The organism is Pirellulales bacterium (assembly GCA_019636345.1).
Classification (GTDB): Bacteria; Planctomycetota; Planctomycetia; order Pirellulales; family Lacipirellulaceae.
This window is the reverse complement of the sequence record JAHBXQ010000002.1, coordinates 485,286-500,606: the sequence shown is the minus strand read 5'-3', so window position 1 is coordinate 500,606 and position 15,321 is coordinate 485,286. Positions and strand designations below refer to the sequence as shown.

The following is a 15,321-nucleotide window of genomic DNA, read 5'->3' as shown; positions in this document are numbered from 1 at the left end:
ACAAGCGGACAACGGGACAGAGCGCAATCGACATCGTCCCAACGTCCGGAAGTCCGCTTGTCCCGCGGCTCCCTCGTTCCGATCACCCTGCAATGGCCTCGATCCGCTCCAGCAGCGGGCGCGGGTCGCTGAGGTCCGGCAGGATTAGATCCGGCGAGGCGGTCGCCAGTTCGTCGGCCGAGGAATGGCCGGTCGGCACGGCGACGGCGAAGGCGCCGATCGCCCGGGCGCAGCGAATGTCATGCACGGTGTCGCCGACGACCATCGTTTCCAAGAGCGGACCGCTGTGCCCGTTGTTCTCGGCGGCGTGGCGTTCGGCCTCGGCCAGGGCGGCGCGAGCAATGTCGCTGCGATCGGTCGATTCGTCGCCGTACCCGCCGAACGGGAATCGTCCCCACAGACGGTAATGCGACAACTTCGTCTCGGCCCCGGCCCGCAGGTTGCCGGTCAGCAGCCCGACTGCAACATGGCTCATCGCACCTAACTCGATCAGCAGCGGCTCGATCCCCGGCAAGACGACGCCGTTGAGTTCAGCGAGCGCCCCCGGCAGGTGGGTCAGGTAGCTTCGGCGAAACTGGAGCCACGTCGCCGGGGTCGCCGGCACGTCGTGGGCCCGCATGAGATCGAGCGCGATCGCCCGATCGCTGCGTCCCGCGAACGAAACGTCCCCCGCGAGCTTCTCCACCCCGAATTCGTCGGCGAAGGCCCGCGAGAACGCCAAATGCCCCGCCCCGCCGGTCTGAATCAGCGTGCCGTCGATGTCGAACAGAACTGCGTACATGCGACCCATTGTAGGGCGCCGCGGCCGACTGCATAAGCGGGCCCGAATCGCAGTCAGGTCCGCAAGCCCGCAGAACGCCGCACTCCCGGCGATTGCACCTCAGTGCGACTCGCTAGCACGCCGCTCGACGACGACCACCCGCAGGTCGCCGACGTTGGTGTGAGTCGGGCCGGTCTTCAAGAGGCCGTCGCAGCGCGAAAAGAATTCGTAGGCGTCGCAGCGGGCTAGCGCATCGACGGCGTCGAGCCGCATACGCCGAGCCGCTATCGCGATTGGCTCGTCGAGAAACGCCCCCGCGGCGTCGGTCGGACCGTCCTCGCCGTCGGTCCCTCCCGAGACGAGCGCCATTCCGCGCCAGTCGGATTGCTCGACGAGCGCCGCCAGGCAGAGCTGCTGATTGCGTCCCCCGCGGCCGCGAACCTCGGGGGGCGGCAGGCGCACCGTCGGCTCGCCGCCGGCGATCAGGCAATCGGGCCCCGGCTCGTCGCGCATCTGCCTGGCGAGCGACGCCAGCCGCCGGCCGACCTCCTCCGCCGGTCCCTCCGGCGCGGTCGCCGAGATCATTGCGTGGCTGTACCCCAACCGCTCCGCCTCGATCCCCGCGGCGTCGACAGCCGCGGCGTTGTTGCCGATGACGTAATTCCTTGAACGAGTCGTCCGCTTGGCACGAGCGTCGTTCCGCTGCCGGTGCCGGTGCTTGTCCAACAGCACGCCGACGGCACGCTCGCCGTACGGCTCGCGGTCGACGCCGAACTCTCGCAACACATTGATCGCGACCAAGGGAAGCGATTGACGATCTGCCGTCGGCCCGCAGCCGATCGTCGCGAGATCGTCGCCCGGCACGTCGGAGACGACAAGCGAGATCATGCGACCGGCCCTGCACGCGTCGGCCAGTCCGCCTCCCTTGAAATCGCTCAATTCACGTCGCACGGAGTTGAGCTGATCGATCGACGCCCCCGCGGCGGACAAGCGCCGCGTCAATTGCAGCTTGTCTTCGAGCGAGAACCCTCGGCATGGCGCCGGGAGCAGCGCCGACGCTCCGCCGGAGAGCAGGCACAAGCAAAGGTCGTCGCGGGTCAGCGAGCCGACGAGTTCGAGCATCCGCCGAGCGGCCGCCTCGCCGGCTGGGGTCGGCTCGTTGACGCCGGCCGGGCGACCGGCGACCAGTTCGATCTCTCCCCGACTTTGCTGATTGTCGGGGGAGAAGATCCGGAGAGTCGGCAAGCAGTCCTCGGGAACGCACACCAAACCGCTCAACCGCCGGCGCGCAGCGTCCGAGTCGACGAGGACGCTTTTGAGAGCGGACGCCATCGCGGCGCCTGCCTTGCCGCCGCCGACGACCACGATTCGATTGACTTCGCCTAGTTCAATCTCCTCCGCCCCGTCGTTCACGACGAGCAAGTCGCCATGCACTTGCACGGCGTCTTGAATCAACCGTCGCGGATCGACCCCTGCCACGCCGGCGCGCCAAATTTGCCAGGCGTGCTCGCGCAACTCGGCGGCAGTACGGTGCGGGCTCGTCATGGATTCGGCGATTGAAAGCGGTTCAGGAGCCCGCGAACTCGGCAAAGGGGGCGAATCGGAGACGGAGGCGACCGCGATTGGCAAAGCCAATCCCAGCTCTTGCGGTGAACTGCCTATGCCCCAACTCGATCCCTGCTGAAAACTACTCGCGACATTTCGCGTGATTCGCGGGCAATTTCGAAGGCGAGAAGGGAATAGCCCCTCAGTTCTTGCCCGACCAAATCCCGCGCCGGGCCGCTTGAGCTTCGCGCTGGGCTTGCTTAAGACGGTCCTTCTTCGCTTGGCTGTAGTCGTAGGCCAGCTTCGGTCGGGCGAGCCCCGCGCGGACAAGTTCCTCGTTCAGCAACCGCTCGCCCGCCCAAACGAAGACCAGTCGCCGGCCGTACTGATCCTGGCGCTCGCCGTCGACCTCGATCTCGACGCGGTTGCCCGCCGCGCGGACGAAATCGCGTGTGAACTGCGTCGCCTCGGGCCCCCAGGGTTCGACGGGGGAGTCTTCCTTGACCGTCTCGGGGGTGTCGATTCCTTGCAACCGGGCCCGTGTCCCGTCGGGTCCCAACAGCAACGTGTCGCCGTCGACGACCCGCTCGACGCGGACGCTGTCCCGCGGCCCGGCGGGGTCGGCGATCTGCTCCTGCCGCTCCAGCCACCAGTTGAGCAGCGCGATCGCAACCACCAAGACGATCGCCAGAATCTGATGCGTGCGCGATCGCTGGTAGGCGGGCATGGCGCGAGAAAACCAATGGCGGCAAACGCAGAGAGAGCCGGCCGGAGCTGCGGGAGGGAAGGAGCCGTCAGTTCTGGCTGAAACCCAACTGTTCGCTCGTCATGCGCCCTAACGGATTCTTCACGAATCGGCGGCGGCACTCGTTGCACAGGTCGAAACGACGCTGGCAATAGACCTCGTCGCCCAGTTCGGCCTCGTCCGCTTCGTCGAGTTGTTCCAGCAGATCCTGGATTTCCTGCAGGTGGTCGCGGTCGTCGTCGAGTTGTTCGTCGTTCGGCTCGATCGCCGCGTAAACTTCGACGCGAACAATGTGGCGCATTTCACTGGACGAGTCGATCGTTCGTCCGCAACCGTCGCAGGTGTAGTGGATCATCGATGAAGCGCCCCCGCGTGGAAATGGCCGCGGCCCCGGCGGCGTCTTGCCGCGATCGGCCTGGGCTCTTGACTTATCGTAACGAGCCCCCTGCGCCGTTCGCAAGAGAATCCCGCGGCGGCGGTCCGTCGGCATCGCGTCCCCGCCGCAAGAGCAAATGGCATGCCCGAGCTTTGAAGGAACGCCGCATCGCGAACCTCGTCGACTCCCGGTCGGTCCGCGGACCAGTAGGGAGAATTGTCAACGTGCCTGCGCTGGCTTGGCGGACGAACCCCGCTTAGAATGACATGCGTTCCGCTGCTGCACCCGCGCTTGCGGCCGCGCCGGGGCGATCTTCGCCCCGCTGCGACTTGCCCGCTGCCGGTGCATGGCGAACAGGCAGCATTGACGACGCACAGCTTCTCTCCGGGAGGACGACCGCGGATGTCGACAGCCGAACCAAGCGCCTTGAGCGCCAGCGTACTCGTGCTCAATCGCCAGTACATGGCGGTGCACGTGGTCAACGTGCGGCGCGCCTTCAGCCTGCTGGTGAATTGCCTGGCCGAGGTCATTCACATCGAAAACGGCCAATACGCCAACTACGACTTTCAGTCGTGGCGCGAGATCAGCGAGCTGCGCGCCGCGTTCAAGGAAAAGGCGCCCGACGAGGACTGGATCCGCAGCGTCAATTTTGAGGTGTGCGTGCCGCGGGTCCTGCGGCTGCTCAACTACGATCGCGTGCCGCGACAGCGGGTGCGGCTGAATCGGCGAAACATCTTCGCCCGGGACGCCAACCAGTGCCAGTACTGCGGCCTGCACTTCCCCACGAGCGAACTGAGCCTCGACCACATCGTCCCCACCTGTCGCGGCGGGGAGGCAAGCTGGGAGAACCTCGTCTGCGCGTGCGTCAAGTGCAACGTTCGCAAAGGGGGCCGCACCCCCAAGGAAGCGCACATGAAGCTGATCCGTCCGCCGGTGAAGCCGAAGCGCAGTCCGCTGTTGGCGATGAAGCTGGGCAATCCCAAGTACGCCAGTTGGAAGACCTTCCTCGACGCGGCGTACTGGTCGGTCGACTTGCGGTGACGCGCCGCGAATCCGACAGGGTGCGTCTCTCGGGCGCCGCTCGAACTGGGGCTACGACCCACTCGAGCTTGCCGCGTTCTTGGCGTTAGCGTTGGCCGTTCCTGTCGCGCTGGCGTTGGACGCCCCGTTGGTCTTGGCGCTGGAGGCCGTTGTGAACCCGCTGTAGCCGTCGCCTTGCATCTCGCCGACGATGCCGGTCTTTGGCGCCGATTCGCTTCCCGTCTCTGCAGTCGCTCCTTCGCGCTGCAGGGTGACCGACTTGAATACGCTTCGCCCGAGGAACACCCGCGGCAGGAGGTAGCCGTTCCGCAGGTTCACCGGGACGGAGAGATTGACCGTCACCTGCTTCGTGTCAGGCAGAATCTCGGCCGGCTCGATCGTAAAGGTCGCCTCGGTCACGCCGATCAAGTTGAGTTGCTGCTGCCCGGCTGCGCGGACTTCCGCGACGGTGGCGCCGGGGATGATGCTGGCCCGGGCCGCCTCGGTCGCGGCGATCGAGCTCGTGTGAAGCAGCATGTTCGCACGGCTGAATTCGATCGCTCCCAGCACCATCATGAACAGCAGCGGCGCCGTCAACGCGAATTCGACGGTCGTCGCCCCGCGACGACGAGATCGGCGTCTCCCGGCGACGTTCTTCGGAACGCTCAAGCGATTCATGTCGCAACTCGTTGAATGCAGATTTGAAACCGAGCGACATCGCCGTAGGAATGCGTGACGATCCGCGGTCGGCGGCTCGCCGCGGATCACTGGGTCAGACCCGCGACCGTCGCGGCCATCTCTTTGAAGATCGCCCGCAACTGTTCGGCAGTGTTGGCGTGATAATGCGTTCCCCCGCCGACCGAGGCGACGTTCCGCATCAGCGTCTGATTGACGTCGTCGCTGAAGGTGATCGTGTGGACGATGACGTTCGCCGCGGCGGCGACCTGGGCCGCCGACATCGCGCTTCCCACGTTTTCGTTGCCGTCGGTCATGACGATCATGATCTTCGTCGCCGTGGTGCGGGCGTACCGTTTGTCCAGCAAGGCGTCGATGCCGACGCGCATGCCGGCTTCGATGTGGGTGTTGCCGTTCCAAACGCCGGTCGAGAGCTTGCCGACCGCGTCGTCAATCGCCTTGAGATTCGTGCTCAGGCGGGCGTCGAGCGTGGCCGGCGTCTTGCTGGCCCCGCACAGATTGCCGTACATGCTGACAATGTCGCTGCTGTAGCTGGCCAAGGCGACTTGGTGTTCGCCGCCGCTTTGGCGAAGTTCGTCGGTGAAGACTTGCATCGCGGCGTCCAGCGCAATCCAGCGGCTGGTCGCCACGGGGGGAGCGCAGAACCGGGGATCCGAGGTGTACATGCCGCCGGTCTGGCCCGTGACGTTCAGCTTCATCGAGGTCGAACGATCGAGAACCACGCAGATGTCGCAGCTTAGGAAGCTGGCCGTCGCCTGCATGACCGGGTCAAACGACTTGCGTCCGATCAGCCCGCCGAAAAACAGCGAGACGCTCCCTCCCCGCGACGATGCGTTGCGCGGGGCCGTGACGCGAACCGCGTTTGACGGAGCTCTCCCAGGGGTGAACGCCCACTTTCCCGAGGACTGCAGCGTCGACCGGCCGATCTCGATGTCGCTGTCGCGCAGCAGCATCGCCTGACCGGCGACTTCGTTGCGTTGGGCGATCTGACTGGCGACCCTCCGCGCTGCGGCTTCGTCGCCTGTCTGCGACAACGCGGTCGCCCCGGCGCGGGCCGCGGCGTCGGCGGCGGCCCGCAGTTCCATGCGCGTCGTCTGCATGTACGCCAGATCGACGGCGAATCCCATGAACAGCAACACGACCGGCAACAGCAGCGCGATCAGGGCCAGCATCGCCCCGCGTCGGTCGGCGCCCCGCGGTCGGCGGCGGCGCCGATGGAACGTGTCTGTCGCAGCGTGCAGAGCGGTCATCGTCCCCTCGTGTTCAGCGCGTGCCTGCCAGCCGAACGCGGACTTCGTTCGGCAACGGGAAGAAACCTGACAAGGCGATGTTCGGCTTCACCTCGGCCCGAATGTCGATCGTCAGCGGCGTCCCCCGCATCGAGGAGGACGCCTCCGTACCGGCGGGGAGGATCTGCAGTTGTGCGTTACGAATGCCGCGGGCCGCCAGGACTTGTTCGGCCCGGACGCGGATCGAAGCGTTCGAGGCGTTCGGTTTGGCCAGTTCGAGCGTCCCCTCGTACGCAGCGGTCACCAGCCCGTGTCGCAGGTAGATGAGATTGCACGCCTGGATCGAGCCGAAGACGATCAGCACCAGCAGCGGCAGACAGACCGCCAGTTCGGTTGCGGCCAAGCCGCGGCGGCTGCCGAGACAGGCGCGAGCGGGACGTCGGATTGCCGGGCGAGAACGACTCACAGCGCGTGTCCTGAGGCGAGACGACGATCCACGGCGCGACGGCTTGCGACCGTCGCCTCGGGAGCGGGGCTATCTTCAACACAAACCTATGTCGAGGATCGCTCCTGGACCCGCCCTGCGCCGCAGCAACAAGAGGTTTTCCGCACCGTGCGCAGCCGGCGCATTCGGCAGGACCGGCGCTGGCGACTCGCCCGGCCTAGACGCCGACTCCGTCGCCGAACTCAAGCCCGAGAACAGCGAGTCACGTTCGGCGCATGAAAAAAGCCGCCGCTCGCGTAATCGCGAGCGACGGCTAAGGATTCGCAAGTCAAATCCGCAGCTGTCGGGAGCACACCGCAGCGATCTTGCCGCGAGGCGACCCAACCGCGCCGGATCTATTGGTCGGCCAGCGGGGCCTTCTTCTCGGTGATCCCGGGGCACTGCGGCGCCATTTCGGCGTTCAGTTCGATGAAGCCCTTCCACTCCTCCGGGACGTTGTCCTCGTGGAAGATCGCCTCGACCGGGCACTCGGGAACGCACGCTTCGCAGTCGATGCACTCGTCCGGGTGGATGTACAGGATCTGCTCGCCCTCGTAGAAGCACTCCACCGGGCAAACGACCACGCAATCGGTGTACTTGCAGCCGAAGCACGGTTCGCACACAACGTGGGCCATATCTACTCTCTCCTTGGAATTCGCATCGAGTCCGGGCGGCGCTCCGACACGCCGAGCCGCGCTCGTCGCGGCCAAAGGCTGGCGCCGCCTGCAATACCGCCGTCTCCGGGCGATGATAACCGTATCGGCGAATCGCCGGCAAGTGTTGCCGCGAGCGGAGTTTCGGAAATTGCCGCAGGGCCGTCGAGATCGATTTCGCTCAAGCGAACGTCCGACGACGACCGCAGCCGCCCCGGCTATGGTCCCCCCGCAAGCCGTCGCCAACGGCCATGGCGAGCGGACGGCATAGGCCCCCTGTTGGCATTCTCGTCTCAACACCCGGGCTCGTCCTCGCCCAGGCTCTCCTGTGCTCTCTCCGCGACGACTCGCGGCATTCCCCGGCCGAAATCGCCGTTGGCTTGCTCCGCCGCCGCCGGCTATCTAGAATTGAGAGGACAGGGGAGGGATCCGTTCGTCAGCCGCCTCGCTTCGCGGTGCGCGCGTCGTTGGACCGACCCCGCCGAGCAGGGGTACGGCGCCGGACGGCAATCAGGGGCCAAGTACTGCTCGCAGCCTCAGCCTGCGACCGACCGTGGAGTCGCGACGTGGCGCTTTCGGAAGTCGACCGCACCCTGCTCGAAAACTGCTTGGCGCAAAAGGAACGCGCCTGGGAGTCCTTCGTCGACCGCTTCTCGGGGCTGGTGATCCACGTGATCAACCACTCGGCCCGCAGCCGGTCGATGGTCCTCTCGGCAGCCGATCGCGAGGATCTGGCCAGCGACGTGTTTTTGGCCATCGTCGACGACGATTTTGCGGTTCTCCGGCGGTTCCAGGGTCGCAGCAGCTTGGCGACGTACCTCACCGTCATCGCCCGGCGGATTGTCGTCCGGCGGTTGCTCGCTCAGCGATCCCCCGCAACCACGGTTGGAGCCCTCGACCCGGCCGACCAAGCCGCTGCGGTCGAAGAGCGGATCAGCGACCGCGAGGAAGTCGACCGCATGCTCGAGCAACTCGACGGCCCCGACGCTCAGGTGGTGCGGATGTATCACCTTGAGGGGAAGACCTACCAGGAGATCAGCCGCGTGGTCGGCGTCCCGGTGGGGAGCGTCGGCCCGGTCCTCACCCGAGCTCGCGCCCGGCTGCGCGGCACGCGCCACGCCATCTGACATTCGGGGCGATTCGCGGGCCTCGGTTCGGCGGTCCGTGGTCCGCTCAGTACCCGGGGCCCAGGAGATCGATCGTCCCCGCGGGCCAGTCGGGGCGATTCGGGTAGCGCATCACCACTTCGTCCCAGAAAGGATTCGCCTCGGAGTCGTCGCCGCGGGAGTTGACGATCCGGTTCTCGACGAGCGCGGACCCGAGCCGTTCGTAGAACGGGCGGACCGAGGTGTTGGTCTGAAACAGGGCCCACGGGAAGTCGTCGCGGTCGATCGTTTCGAATGCCGCGCGGACGACCAGTTCCCCCAGCCCCCGGCCCCGCTGCTCGGGGGCCGTACAGACCCGCGCGAGGCCGGCGACGACGACCCGTTCGCTCCCCAAGATGATTTCGCGAGAGACGATCGAGGCATGGGCGATCGCCTTGCCTTGCTCGCGGAGGAGAAACGACCGGGGTCGTTGGTTGTGCGGGCCGTCATAGGCGCGCAACTCGGACAGGGCCGCCTCGACCCGCGACTCGGGGGTTCGCCCCGGCTTGGGCCACACTCGGCACAGCAACTCCGCCGCCGCGAGCAACTGCCCGTGCTCGACCGCCTCGGGAGAGATCTCTTCCATCTGCATGACGCACGCCATAATTTGCCCGCCAGGGAAGGCACGACGACCACCCGGACAAAGTCCGAACCCACGCAAAACCCACAGGCAAGCCTAGCACGCGCGCCGACCCCGTGAAACGCCGTTTTGAGGCCGCTCGGGCGGGGACGTTGTCACCACGGAGGCACGGTGACGATCCCAGCCGGTCCTTTCAGTACGCACGCGCGAGATCACGCCAAGGTTCGGAAGGGAGTCGGCGCACGCCATCGGATCGGCGATAATGCCGGTCCCGCCGGGCGACGCCCCGCCCGCCTCCCGCCCCGCCCGCCTCCCGCGAGTCCCCATGAGCGAAGATCGCCAATCGGAGCTGCGCCGCGAGATCGACTTCCTCGGCCGATTGTTCGGCGACGTCATCAAACGCTTCGCCGGCGAAGCGGGTTTCGACTTGGTCGAACACGTTCGCGGCTTGGCCCGACGACTCCACGCGGGGGACGAGCAGGCGGGCGAGCAACTCTACCAGCGGGTTGCGGCGCTCTCCGACAGTCAACTCAAGGCGATCGTCCGCAGCTTCAGCATCTTTCTGGAACTGGCGAATCTGGCCGAGGATCGCCAACGCGTGCGGGTCCTGCGGCAACGCGAGCGGGAGTCGTATCCCGAGCCGCGGCGCGAATCGGTTCGCGCCGCGCTGGCGGCCTTTCAGGATCGAGGGCTGTCGACCGAGGAGGTGCAGCGGTTGGTCGATCGGGTGCGGATCGAACTGGTGCTGACCGCCCACCCGACCGAGGCGAAACGCCGTTCGGTGCGCCGGCTGCTGCGGCGGATTCGCGAAGTCCTGTCGACCGGCGACGCCCCCGGGCTGCTTCCCGTCGAACGCGAACGCGTGACTGATCGGTTGCGAGGCGAGCTGTTCAAGCTATGGCAGACCGACTTCGTGCGGCCCTGGCGCCCCACCGTGCTGCAGGAGGTCGAACGGGGGCTGTCGATCATGCCCGTGCTGTGGAGCGAGGCCCCCGCGCTGTTGGCCGACCTGCGGGCCGCGATTCACCAGTACTACCCCAAGGTGGCCGTCCCTGCCACGCCGCTGGTGCGGTACGGCTCGTGGATCGGCGGAGATCGCGACGGCAACCCGTTCGTCACCGCGGAGGTGACCGCGCAAACGCTCACCTTGCTGCGGCGGCATGCCGTGACGGCGCATCGCTCGGCGGCGCGGCGGTTGTCGCAGTCGCTGAGCATCTCCGACCGGCTGGCCGCGCGCCCCGCGCGACTGGAAGCGGCGCTCGAGCATGCCGCCGACCGCTGGTCCGCGCTGGGCGAACTGCTGACCAAGATGCCTCCGCTGGAGACGTATCGCCGCTGGTTGCACGCCATTGTCTGGCGATTGCAACACACGCTCGACGCGCCGGTTGATGCGCCGCTCGACCCCGAAGCCCCCGGCTACCGCACTGCCGCCGAACTGGCCGCCGACGTGCGCCTGGTGGCCGACTGCCTCCGCTCCGCCGGCGACGAATTGGTCGTCCGGAACGAAGTCGAACCGTGGCTCGATCAGATCGAGGTGTTCGGGCTCCACTGTGCGCGGCTCGACGTGCGGCAGCATTCTTCGGCGTATCATGCGACGGTCGACGAATTGTGGCGCTCAGCCGGTCTATGCGCGGATCCCGGCGCGCTGAACGAGATCTCCCGCGAGAAGTTGCTCGTCGAGACGATGGGAGACGGACGCTTGCCGGGGCTCGATTTCGCCGGATCGGAGACGGCTCGCGAGTCGCTCGCCTTGTTCGCGCTCTTGCGGCGCACGGCACGCCATGGCGGGATGGAGCCGCTGGGAGCCCACATCCTCAGCATGACCAAAACCGCCAGCGACGTCCTGGCGATGCTGTGGTTGTGGCGGTGGTCGGAGCGAGTCGACGGCTGCCGGCCCGGAGACGCCGAGTTGCGTCTGCCGGTCGCCCCGCTGTTCGAGACGATCGGCGATTTGCACGCGGCGCCCGACACGCTGCGAATGCTGTTCTCCGTGCCGGAGTATCGCGAGTATCTGGCCGCTCAGGGGAACGACCAGATGGTCATGGTCGGTTACTCCGACAGCACCAAGGACGGCGGATATCTCGCCGCCCAGTGGGCGCTGCAGCAATCGCAGATCGAGATGCAGCAGGTCGCCGACGAGTTCGGAGTCTCGCTGACGTTCTTCCATGGCCGCGGCGGTTCGCTGGGCCGCGGCGGGGGCCCCGCGGCACGGAGCATTTTGTCGCTGCCGACTGTCGCGTTCTCCGGCTCGCTGCGGCTGACCGAGCAAGGGGAAGTGCTCGCCGAGCGGTACGACACCCCCGAGATCGCCTACCGCCATTTGGAGCAGGTGAGCTGGTCGGCGCTGGTGGCCGCGTCGCGCCGCCCGACGCCGCCGCCGACCGAGTGGTCGACGCTCATGACGCAGCTCGCCGAGCGGTCGTTCACGGCGTACCGCAAACTGGTCGACGCCCCGGCGTTCGCCGACTACTATCGCGCCGTCACGCCGATCGACGAGATCGAGCGGCTCCCCATCGGCTCGCGCCCCTCGAAACGCAAGGCAAGCAACCGCATCGAAGACCTGCGAGCGATCCCGTGGGTCTTCTCGTGGACGCAATGCCGCGCGCTGTTGCCTGCCTGGTACGGCTTAGGGTCGGCCGTCGAATCGGTCGCAGACGACCCGACCGCGATGGACGCCCTGCGCACGATGTACCGCGATTGGCCGTTCTTCGAGGCGACGATCAGCAACGCGGCCCTCGCCCTCGCCAAGGCGAACATGCCGGTCTTTCGCCTATACGCCCGCCTGGGTTCCGAGATCCCCGGGGCGAACGAACTGACGGCAGCAATCATCGCCGAGTTCGAACGTTCCGAGCGGGCGGTCGTCGCCATCGCCGGCGGCAGCGAACTGTTGGACGACGTCCCTTGGCTCAAGCGATCGATCCAAGTCCGCAACGGCTACGTCGACCCGCTCAACGTCGTGCAAGCCGCGCTGTTGGACCGCACGGCCCGACGTCCCGTGTCGAGCGCCGACGCGCTTCCCGACGAGTCGGAACACATCATGAACATCACGATCAAAGGGGTCTCGGCGGGGATGCGGACGACGGGCTAGGAGCGGGGCGCCGCTCTCGAGTCAAAGTCACGCCGTCCCGGTCGCCTGGAGCCACGCCCCGGCCATCAGCGCCGCGCCGTGGTCGGTGGGGTGGACTCCGTCGCGGAGCCAGAATTCCTTGGCGGCCAGTTCTGCCGCGGCGTCCAGCAAGGTTTGAAACGCGACGAACCGCCCGTCGAACTCGTCGCAGATCTCCTTCGCAACCCCGCGAAACTCGTCGATCGCCGGGAAGAAAGCGTCGGTCACCGAGCCGCACCGCAGGACGAACGGTTCGCAGATCACCAGCTTCACGCTCGGCAGCGCCTTCTTCGTTCGCTCCAACAGTGCCCGATAATCGTCGCGATAGGTGGCGAGCGTCCCGTCGTACTGGCCGTTGACGCGATGCCAAACGTCGTTTACGCCAATCAAGATGCTGAGCACGTCTGGCTTGAGATCGAGGCAGTCAGTCTGCCAGCGCTCGGCGAGTTGGTGGACCTTGTTGCCGCTGATGCCGCGATTGTGGATCGCGAGGCGATCGTCCGGGCGGTTGATCAGAAGGTGAGCCGCGGCGAGCCAAGCGTAGCCGGCGCCGGCTGCGCGCTGATCGTTGGGCTCGTTGCGGGTTCGGTCGCGCCCCGCGTCGGTGATCGAGTCCCCCTGGAACAACACGACGTCACCCGGGCGGACGAGCGATTCGCCAAGCGATTGGGCGGCCGAGGCCGGCAGGGCCGGTCCCCACGCCCCTGCAGCGCCGACGATTGCCGCGCCGGTCGCGAAGGCGTCGCGGCGCGTCAGGAGGGGGGCGGCGCCGGAAAGGTTTGCGCGTGCGGGCATGCGATGTCGCTCCCTGAATGAAGTGCAGGTCCGGGAGCGAGTATAATGTCGTTGAATTGCGCGCTCAACGAGCGGAAAGAGGACGGCTGGGACCGCAGCGCAGCGAAGCCCCCAGGGAATCCTTCCCGGGGAAATCGCTGAGACGTTCAAAGAAAGGCAAGGTTCGTCGGGGAACGATCCCTTAGCCCGCCTTGCGCCAGACGACCGTGTCGTCGCCGGCGGGCTGCGGGATGGCTGCCGGTGCGGCGGGAAGATAAGGCGCGGCCAGCGGGCCGGTGCGGCGCCCTTCGCGGCCGTCCCAGTTGTGGGCGGCGACGCTTTCAAGGATCCGGCTGGCGACGACGACCGCGTCGCGCCCCGCGGCGCCGGTGACGCGGGGGGCCGTCCCGCTGCGGATTGCCGCAGCGAAATCTCGCAGTTCGTTTTCGATTGCGTTGGCCGCAGGGACCTCGATCGTGCGTTTGACGAGCCAGTCGTCGAACAACCGCTCGCGCATCGCGGTCTTCGCCTCGCCGGGGAGCGACTCGACGTCGAGGCCGCGGCGCAGGATCTCCTCTCGCGGCTCGACGATCGTCGCTTGCCGCGTCGCAAAGTCGATCGCGACGCTCGCCCGCGGCGTGACGACGTGCATTTCGCGTGCGGGGGCGTAACTGGTGCGCGAGGCGGTGAGATTGGCCACGGCTCCGCACTCGAAGTGCAAGCGGGCGCTGACCATGTCCTCGTGGCCGCCAAGGACCGAGATTCCGACGGCGTCGACGTGCACGACCGGCGATCGGGCGATCGACAGGGCCAAGTCGATGTCGTGGATCATGAGATCGAGCACCGCCCCGACGTCGGTCGAGCGGAACGTGTAAGTGCTCTGCCGGCGGGCCTCGATGTACTTCGGCTCGGCCAGCAGCGGGCGGACGGCTTCCCACGCGGGATTGAAGCGTTCGACGTGCCCGGTTTGCAGCACCACGTGAGCGCGGCGAGCGAGTTGGACCAGCCGCTCCGCCTCCTCGGCCGTCGGTGCGAGCGGCTTCTCGACCAGGACATGGATGCCGGCGGCGATCAGTTGGCCGGCAACGTCGCAATGAGTGAACGTCGGAGTCGCGACGACCGCGGCGTCGATCTCGCCGACGAGGTCGACGAGGTCGGCCACGGGGCGAGCGCCCGTTTCCGCGGCGGCGGCGTTGCGGGCCGCTTCTGCCGCGTCGACGACGGCGACCAGTTCGACGTCGGACATGCCGGCCGCGAGGCGGGCGTGAATCTTCCCCAAGTGCCCGGCGCCGACGACGGCCAAACGAACGCGTTTCACGCCGCCCTCCTCAATTCCCGGCCGCGGCCGTGCTTGCCTTCCTGCTGACCCGAAATGAACGCCAGCAGGCTTTCAACCTCGGGGCAGAGCATGCCCTTGGTACGCATGATTTCCAGCGCGTGCCCCAGCCCGACCTTCGAGCGATACAGCAGCTTGTGAGCCGCGGCGAGCTTGTCGATCACCTCGCGCGAGAAGTTCTCGCGTCGCAGCGCAACGATGTTGATGCAGCGCGGCCGGGCCGGCAGCCCTTCGCACAGCATGAACGGCGGGATGTCGTGGAGCGCACGGCTCAATGCGCCGATGAAGCTGTAGCTGCCGACGGTGACGAAGTGATGCACCCCGACCCCGCCGGAGATCGACGCATGGTCGTGGATGTGTACGTGCCCGGCCAGCAGCGTGCCGTTGGCGATCGTCACATGGTCGCCGATCTGGCAGTCGTGGGCGACGTGGCAGTTGGCCATCAGGAAGTTGCGATTGCCGATCCGCGTGACCCCGGCGTCTTTTTCGCTGCCGCGATTGATCGTGACCCCTTCACGGACGACGTTGCCGTCGCCGAGGACGACTCGGGCTTCGGCGCCTTGACACGAGAGGTCTTGCGGCTCGCCGCCGATCACGGCGTGGGGGTAGAGAATGTTGTCGCGGCCCAGTTCGACTTGGCCCATGAGGGTCACATGCCCCACCAGGCGCGTGCCGGCCCCGATTCGCACCTCCGGGCCGACCATCGAGAACGGTCCGATCTCGACCCCCTCGTCCAGCTCGGCGCGCGGGTCGACCCACGCGTTCGCGGCAATGCTCGTGGCCATGTTGTTTGCAATCCTGCATGGGGCGACTGCTCGGCGTTGGACATGCCTGCCGCGCGGGTCGCGTCGTCGTGCGGTCGAGCTTTAGCT

The 15,321-nt window shown here is 67.1% G+C and carries 15 protein-coding genes; 3 read left to right on the top strand and 12 right to left on the bottom strand.

Translation table 11 applies throughout. From position 1 onward, the window contains the following. Nucleotides 1-82 precede the first annotated feature (82 nt). From KF688_05860 to KF688_05845, 4 genes are all read right to left on the bottom strand, one after another. The gene (locus tag KF688_05860) at nt 83-781 is read right to left on the bottom strand and encodes an HAD family hydrolase (protein MBX3425186.1); all 699 of its coding nucleotides are present in this window, start codon (nt 779-781) and stop codon (nt 83-85) included. Nucleotides 782-880: 99 nt separating this feature from the next. After that, nucleotides 881-2,305 (bottom strand): DUF4147 domain-containing protein, encoded by a 1,425-nt coding sequence (locus tag KF688_05855; GenBank protein MBX3425185.1) that lies wholly within the window; start codon nt 2,303-2,305, stop codon nt 881-883. 202 nt (nt 2,306-2,507) lie between these two features. Next, nucleotides 2,508-3,032 (bottom strand): thermonuclease family protein, encoded by a 525-nt coding sequence (locus tag KF688_05850; protein MBX3425184.1) that lies wholly within the window; start codon nt 3,030-3,032, stop codon nt 2,508-2,510. A 67-nt stretch (nt 3,033-3,099) separates the two neighbouring features. Next, nucleotides 3,100-3,405 (bottom strand): hypothetical protein, encoded by a 306-nt coding sequence (locus KF688_05845; GenBank protein ID MBX3425183.1) that lies wholly within the window; start codon nt 3,403-3,405, stop codon nt 3,100-3,102. 423 nt (nt 3,406-3,828) lie between these two features. Between KF688_05845 and KF688_05840 the strand changes: the two genes are divergently transcribed. Beyond that, nucleotides 3,829-4,467 carry an HNH endonuclease gene (locus KF688_05840; protein ID MBX3425182.1) on the top strand — a complete coding sequence of 213 codons (639 nt, stop codon included), beginning with the start codon at nt 3,829-3,831 and terminating at the stop codon, nt 4,465-4,467. Between the two features lie 51 nt (nt 4,468-4,518). On the opposite strand, the gene KF688_05835 is transcribed toward KF688_05840, so the two are convergent. From KF688_05835 to KF688_05820, 4 genes are all read right to left on the bottom strand, one after another. After that, nucleotides 4,519-5,124, bottom strand: coding sequence for a pilus assembly protein (locus tag KF688_05835; GenBank protein ID MBX3425181.1), 606 nt, complete (start codon nt 5,122-5,124; stop codon nt 4,519-4,521). An 86-nt stretch (nt 5,125-5,210) separates the two neighbouring features. After that, on the bottom strand, nt 5,211-6,392 hold the full coding sequence (locus tag KF688_05830) for a VWA domain-containing protein (GenBank protein MBX3425180.1): 1,182 nt from the start codon (nt 6,390-6,392) through the stop codon (nt 5,211-5,213). 13 nt (nt 6,393-6,405) lie between these two features. Beyond that, nucleotides 6,406-6,837 (bottom strand): pilus assembly protein, encoded by a 432-nt coding sequence (locus KF688_05825; protein ID MBX3425179.1) that lies wholly within the window; start codon nt 6,835-6,837, stop codon nt 6,406-6,408. A gap of 374 nt (nt 6,838-7,211) precedes the next feature. After that, entirely contained in the window at nt 7,212-7,490 is a 279-nt protein-coding gene (locus KF688_05820; GenBank protein MBX3425178.1) for a ferredoxin family protein, read from the bottom strand. A gap of 584 nt (nt 7,491-8,074) precedes the next feature. Here KF688_05820 and KF688_05815 point away from each other — a divergent pair. After that, complete coding sequence (locus KF688_05815; GenBank protein MBX3425177.1) at nt 8,075-8,635, top strand: sigma-70 family RNA polymerase sigma factor; 561 nt, start codon at nt 8,075-8,077, stop codon at nt 8,633-8,635. A 46-nt stretch (nt 8,636-8,681) separates the two neighbouring features. Here KF688_05815 and KF688_05810 read toward each other — a convergent pair whose 3' ends face one another. Continuing rightward, entirely contained in the window at nt 8,682-9,257 is a 576-nt protein-coding gene (locus KF688_05810) for a GNAT family N-acetyltransferase (protein MBX3425176.1), read from the bottom strand. Nucleotides 9,258-9,558: 301 nt separating this feature from the next. Between KF688_05810 and ppc the strand changes: the two genes are divergently transcribed. Continuing rightward, nucleotides 9,559-12,321, top strand: a complete 2,763-nt coding sequence (gene ppc / locus KF688_05805) for a phosphoenolpyruvate carboxylase (GenBank protein ID MBX3425175.1) — start codon at nt 9,559-9,561, stop codon at nt 12,319-12,321. Nucleotides 12,322-12,348: 27 nt separating this feature from the next. Here the strand turns inward: ppc and KF688_05800 are convergent, their stop codons facing one another. From KF688_05800 to lpxA, 3 genes are all read right to left on the bottom strand, one after another. Further along, nucleotides 12,349-13,134 carry an SGNH/GDSL hydrolase family protein gene (locus KF688_05800; GenBank protein MBX3425174.1) on the bottom strand — a complete coding sequence of 262 codons (786 nt, stop codon included), beginning with the start codon at nt 13,132-13,134 and terminating at the stop codon, nt 12,349-12,351. A gap of 181 nt (nt 13,135-13,315) precedes the next feature. Then, the gene (locus KF688_05795) at nt 13,316-14,431 is read right to left on the bottom strand and encodes a Gfo/Idh/MocA family oxidoreductase (GenBank protein ID MBX3425173.1); all 1,116 of its coding nucleotides are present in this window, start codon (nt 14,429-14,431) and stop codon (nt 13,316-13,318) included. Next, on the bottom strand, nt 14,428-15,234 hold the full coding sequence (gene lpxA / locus KF688_05790) for an acyl-ACP--UDP-N-acetylglucosamine O-acyltransferase (GenBank protein MBX3425172.1): 807 nt from the start codon (nt 15,232-15,234) through the stop codon (nt 14,428-14,430). Before lpxA ends, KF688_05795 begins: the two co-directional genes overlap by 4 nt. Nucleotides 15,235-15,321 lie beyond the last annotated feature (87 nt).

Coding starts and splice junctions, on each gene's coding strand:
- KF688_05860 (MBX3425186.1), bottom strand. CDS start 781: ATGTACGCAGTTCTGTTCGACATCGACGGCACGCTGATTCAGACCGGC.
- KF688_05855 (MBX3425185.1), bottom strand. CDS start 2,305: ATGACGAGCCCGCACCGTACTGCCGCCGAGTTGCGCGAGCACGCCTGG.
- KF688_05850 (MBX3425184.1), bottom strand. CDS start 3,032: ATGCCCGCCTACCAGCGATCGCGCACGCATCAGATTCTGGCGATCGTC.
- KF688_05845 (MBX3425183.1), bottom strand. CDS start 3,405: ATGATCCACTACACCTGCGACGGTTGCGGACGAACGATCGACTCGTCC.
- KF688_05840 (MBX3425182.1), top strand. CDS start 3,829: ATGTCGACAGCCGAACCAAGCGCCTTGAGCGCCAGCGTACTCGTGCTC.
- KF688_05835 (MBX3425181.1), bottom strand. CDS start 5,124: ATGAATCGCTTGAGCGTTCCGAAGAACGTCGCCGGGAGACGCCGATCT.
- KF688_05830 (MBX3425180.1), bottom strand. CDS start 6,392: ATGACCGCTCTGCACGCTGCGACAGACACGTTCCATCGGCGCCGCCGC.
- KF688_05820 (MBX3425178.1), bottom strand. CDS start 7,490: ATGGCCCACGTTGTGTGCGAACCGTGCTTCGGCTGCAAGTACACCGAT.
- KF688_05810 (MBX3425176.1), bottom strand. CDS start 9,257: ATGGCGTGCGTCATGCAGATGGAAGAGATCTCTCCCGAGGCGGTCGAG.
- ppc (MBX3425175.1), top strand. CDS start 9,559: ATGAGCGAAGATCGCCAATCGGAGCTGCGCCGCGAGATCGACTTCCTC.
- KF688_05800 (MBX3425174.1), bottom strand. CDS start 13,134: ATGCCCGCACGCGCAAACCTTTCCGGCGCCGCCCCCCTCCTGACGCGC.
- lpxA (MBX3425172.1), bottom strand. CDS start 15,234: ATGGCCACGAGCATTGCCGCGAACGCGTGGGTCGACCCGCGCGCCGAG.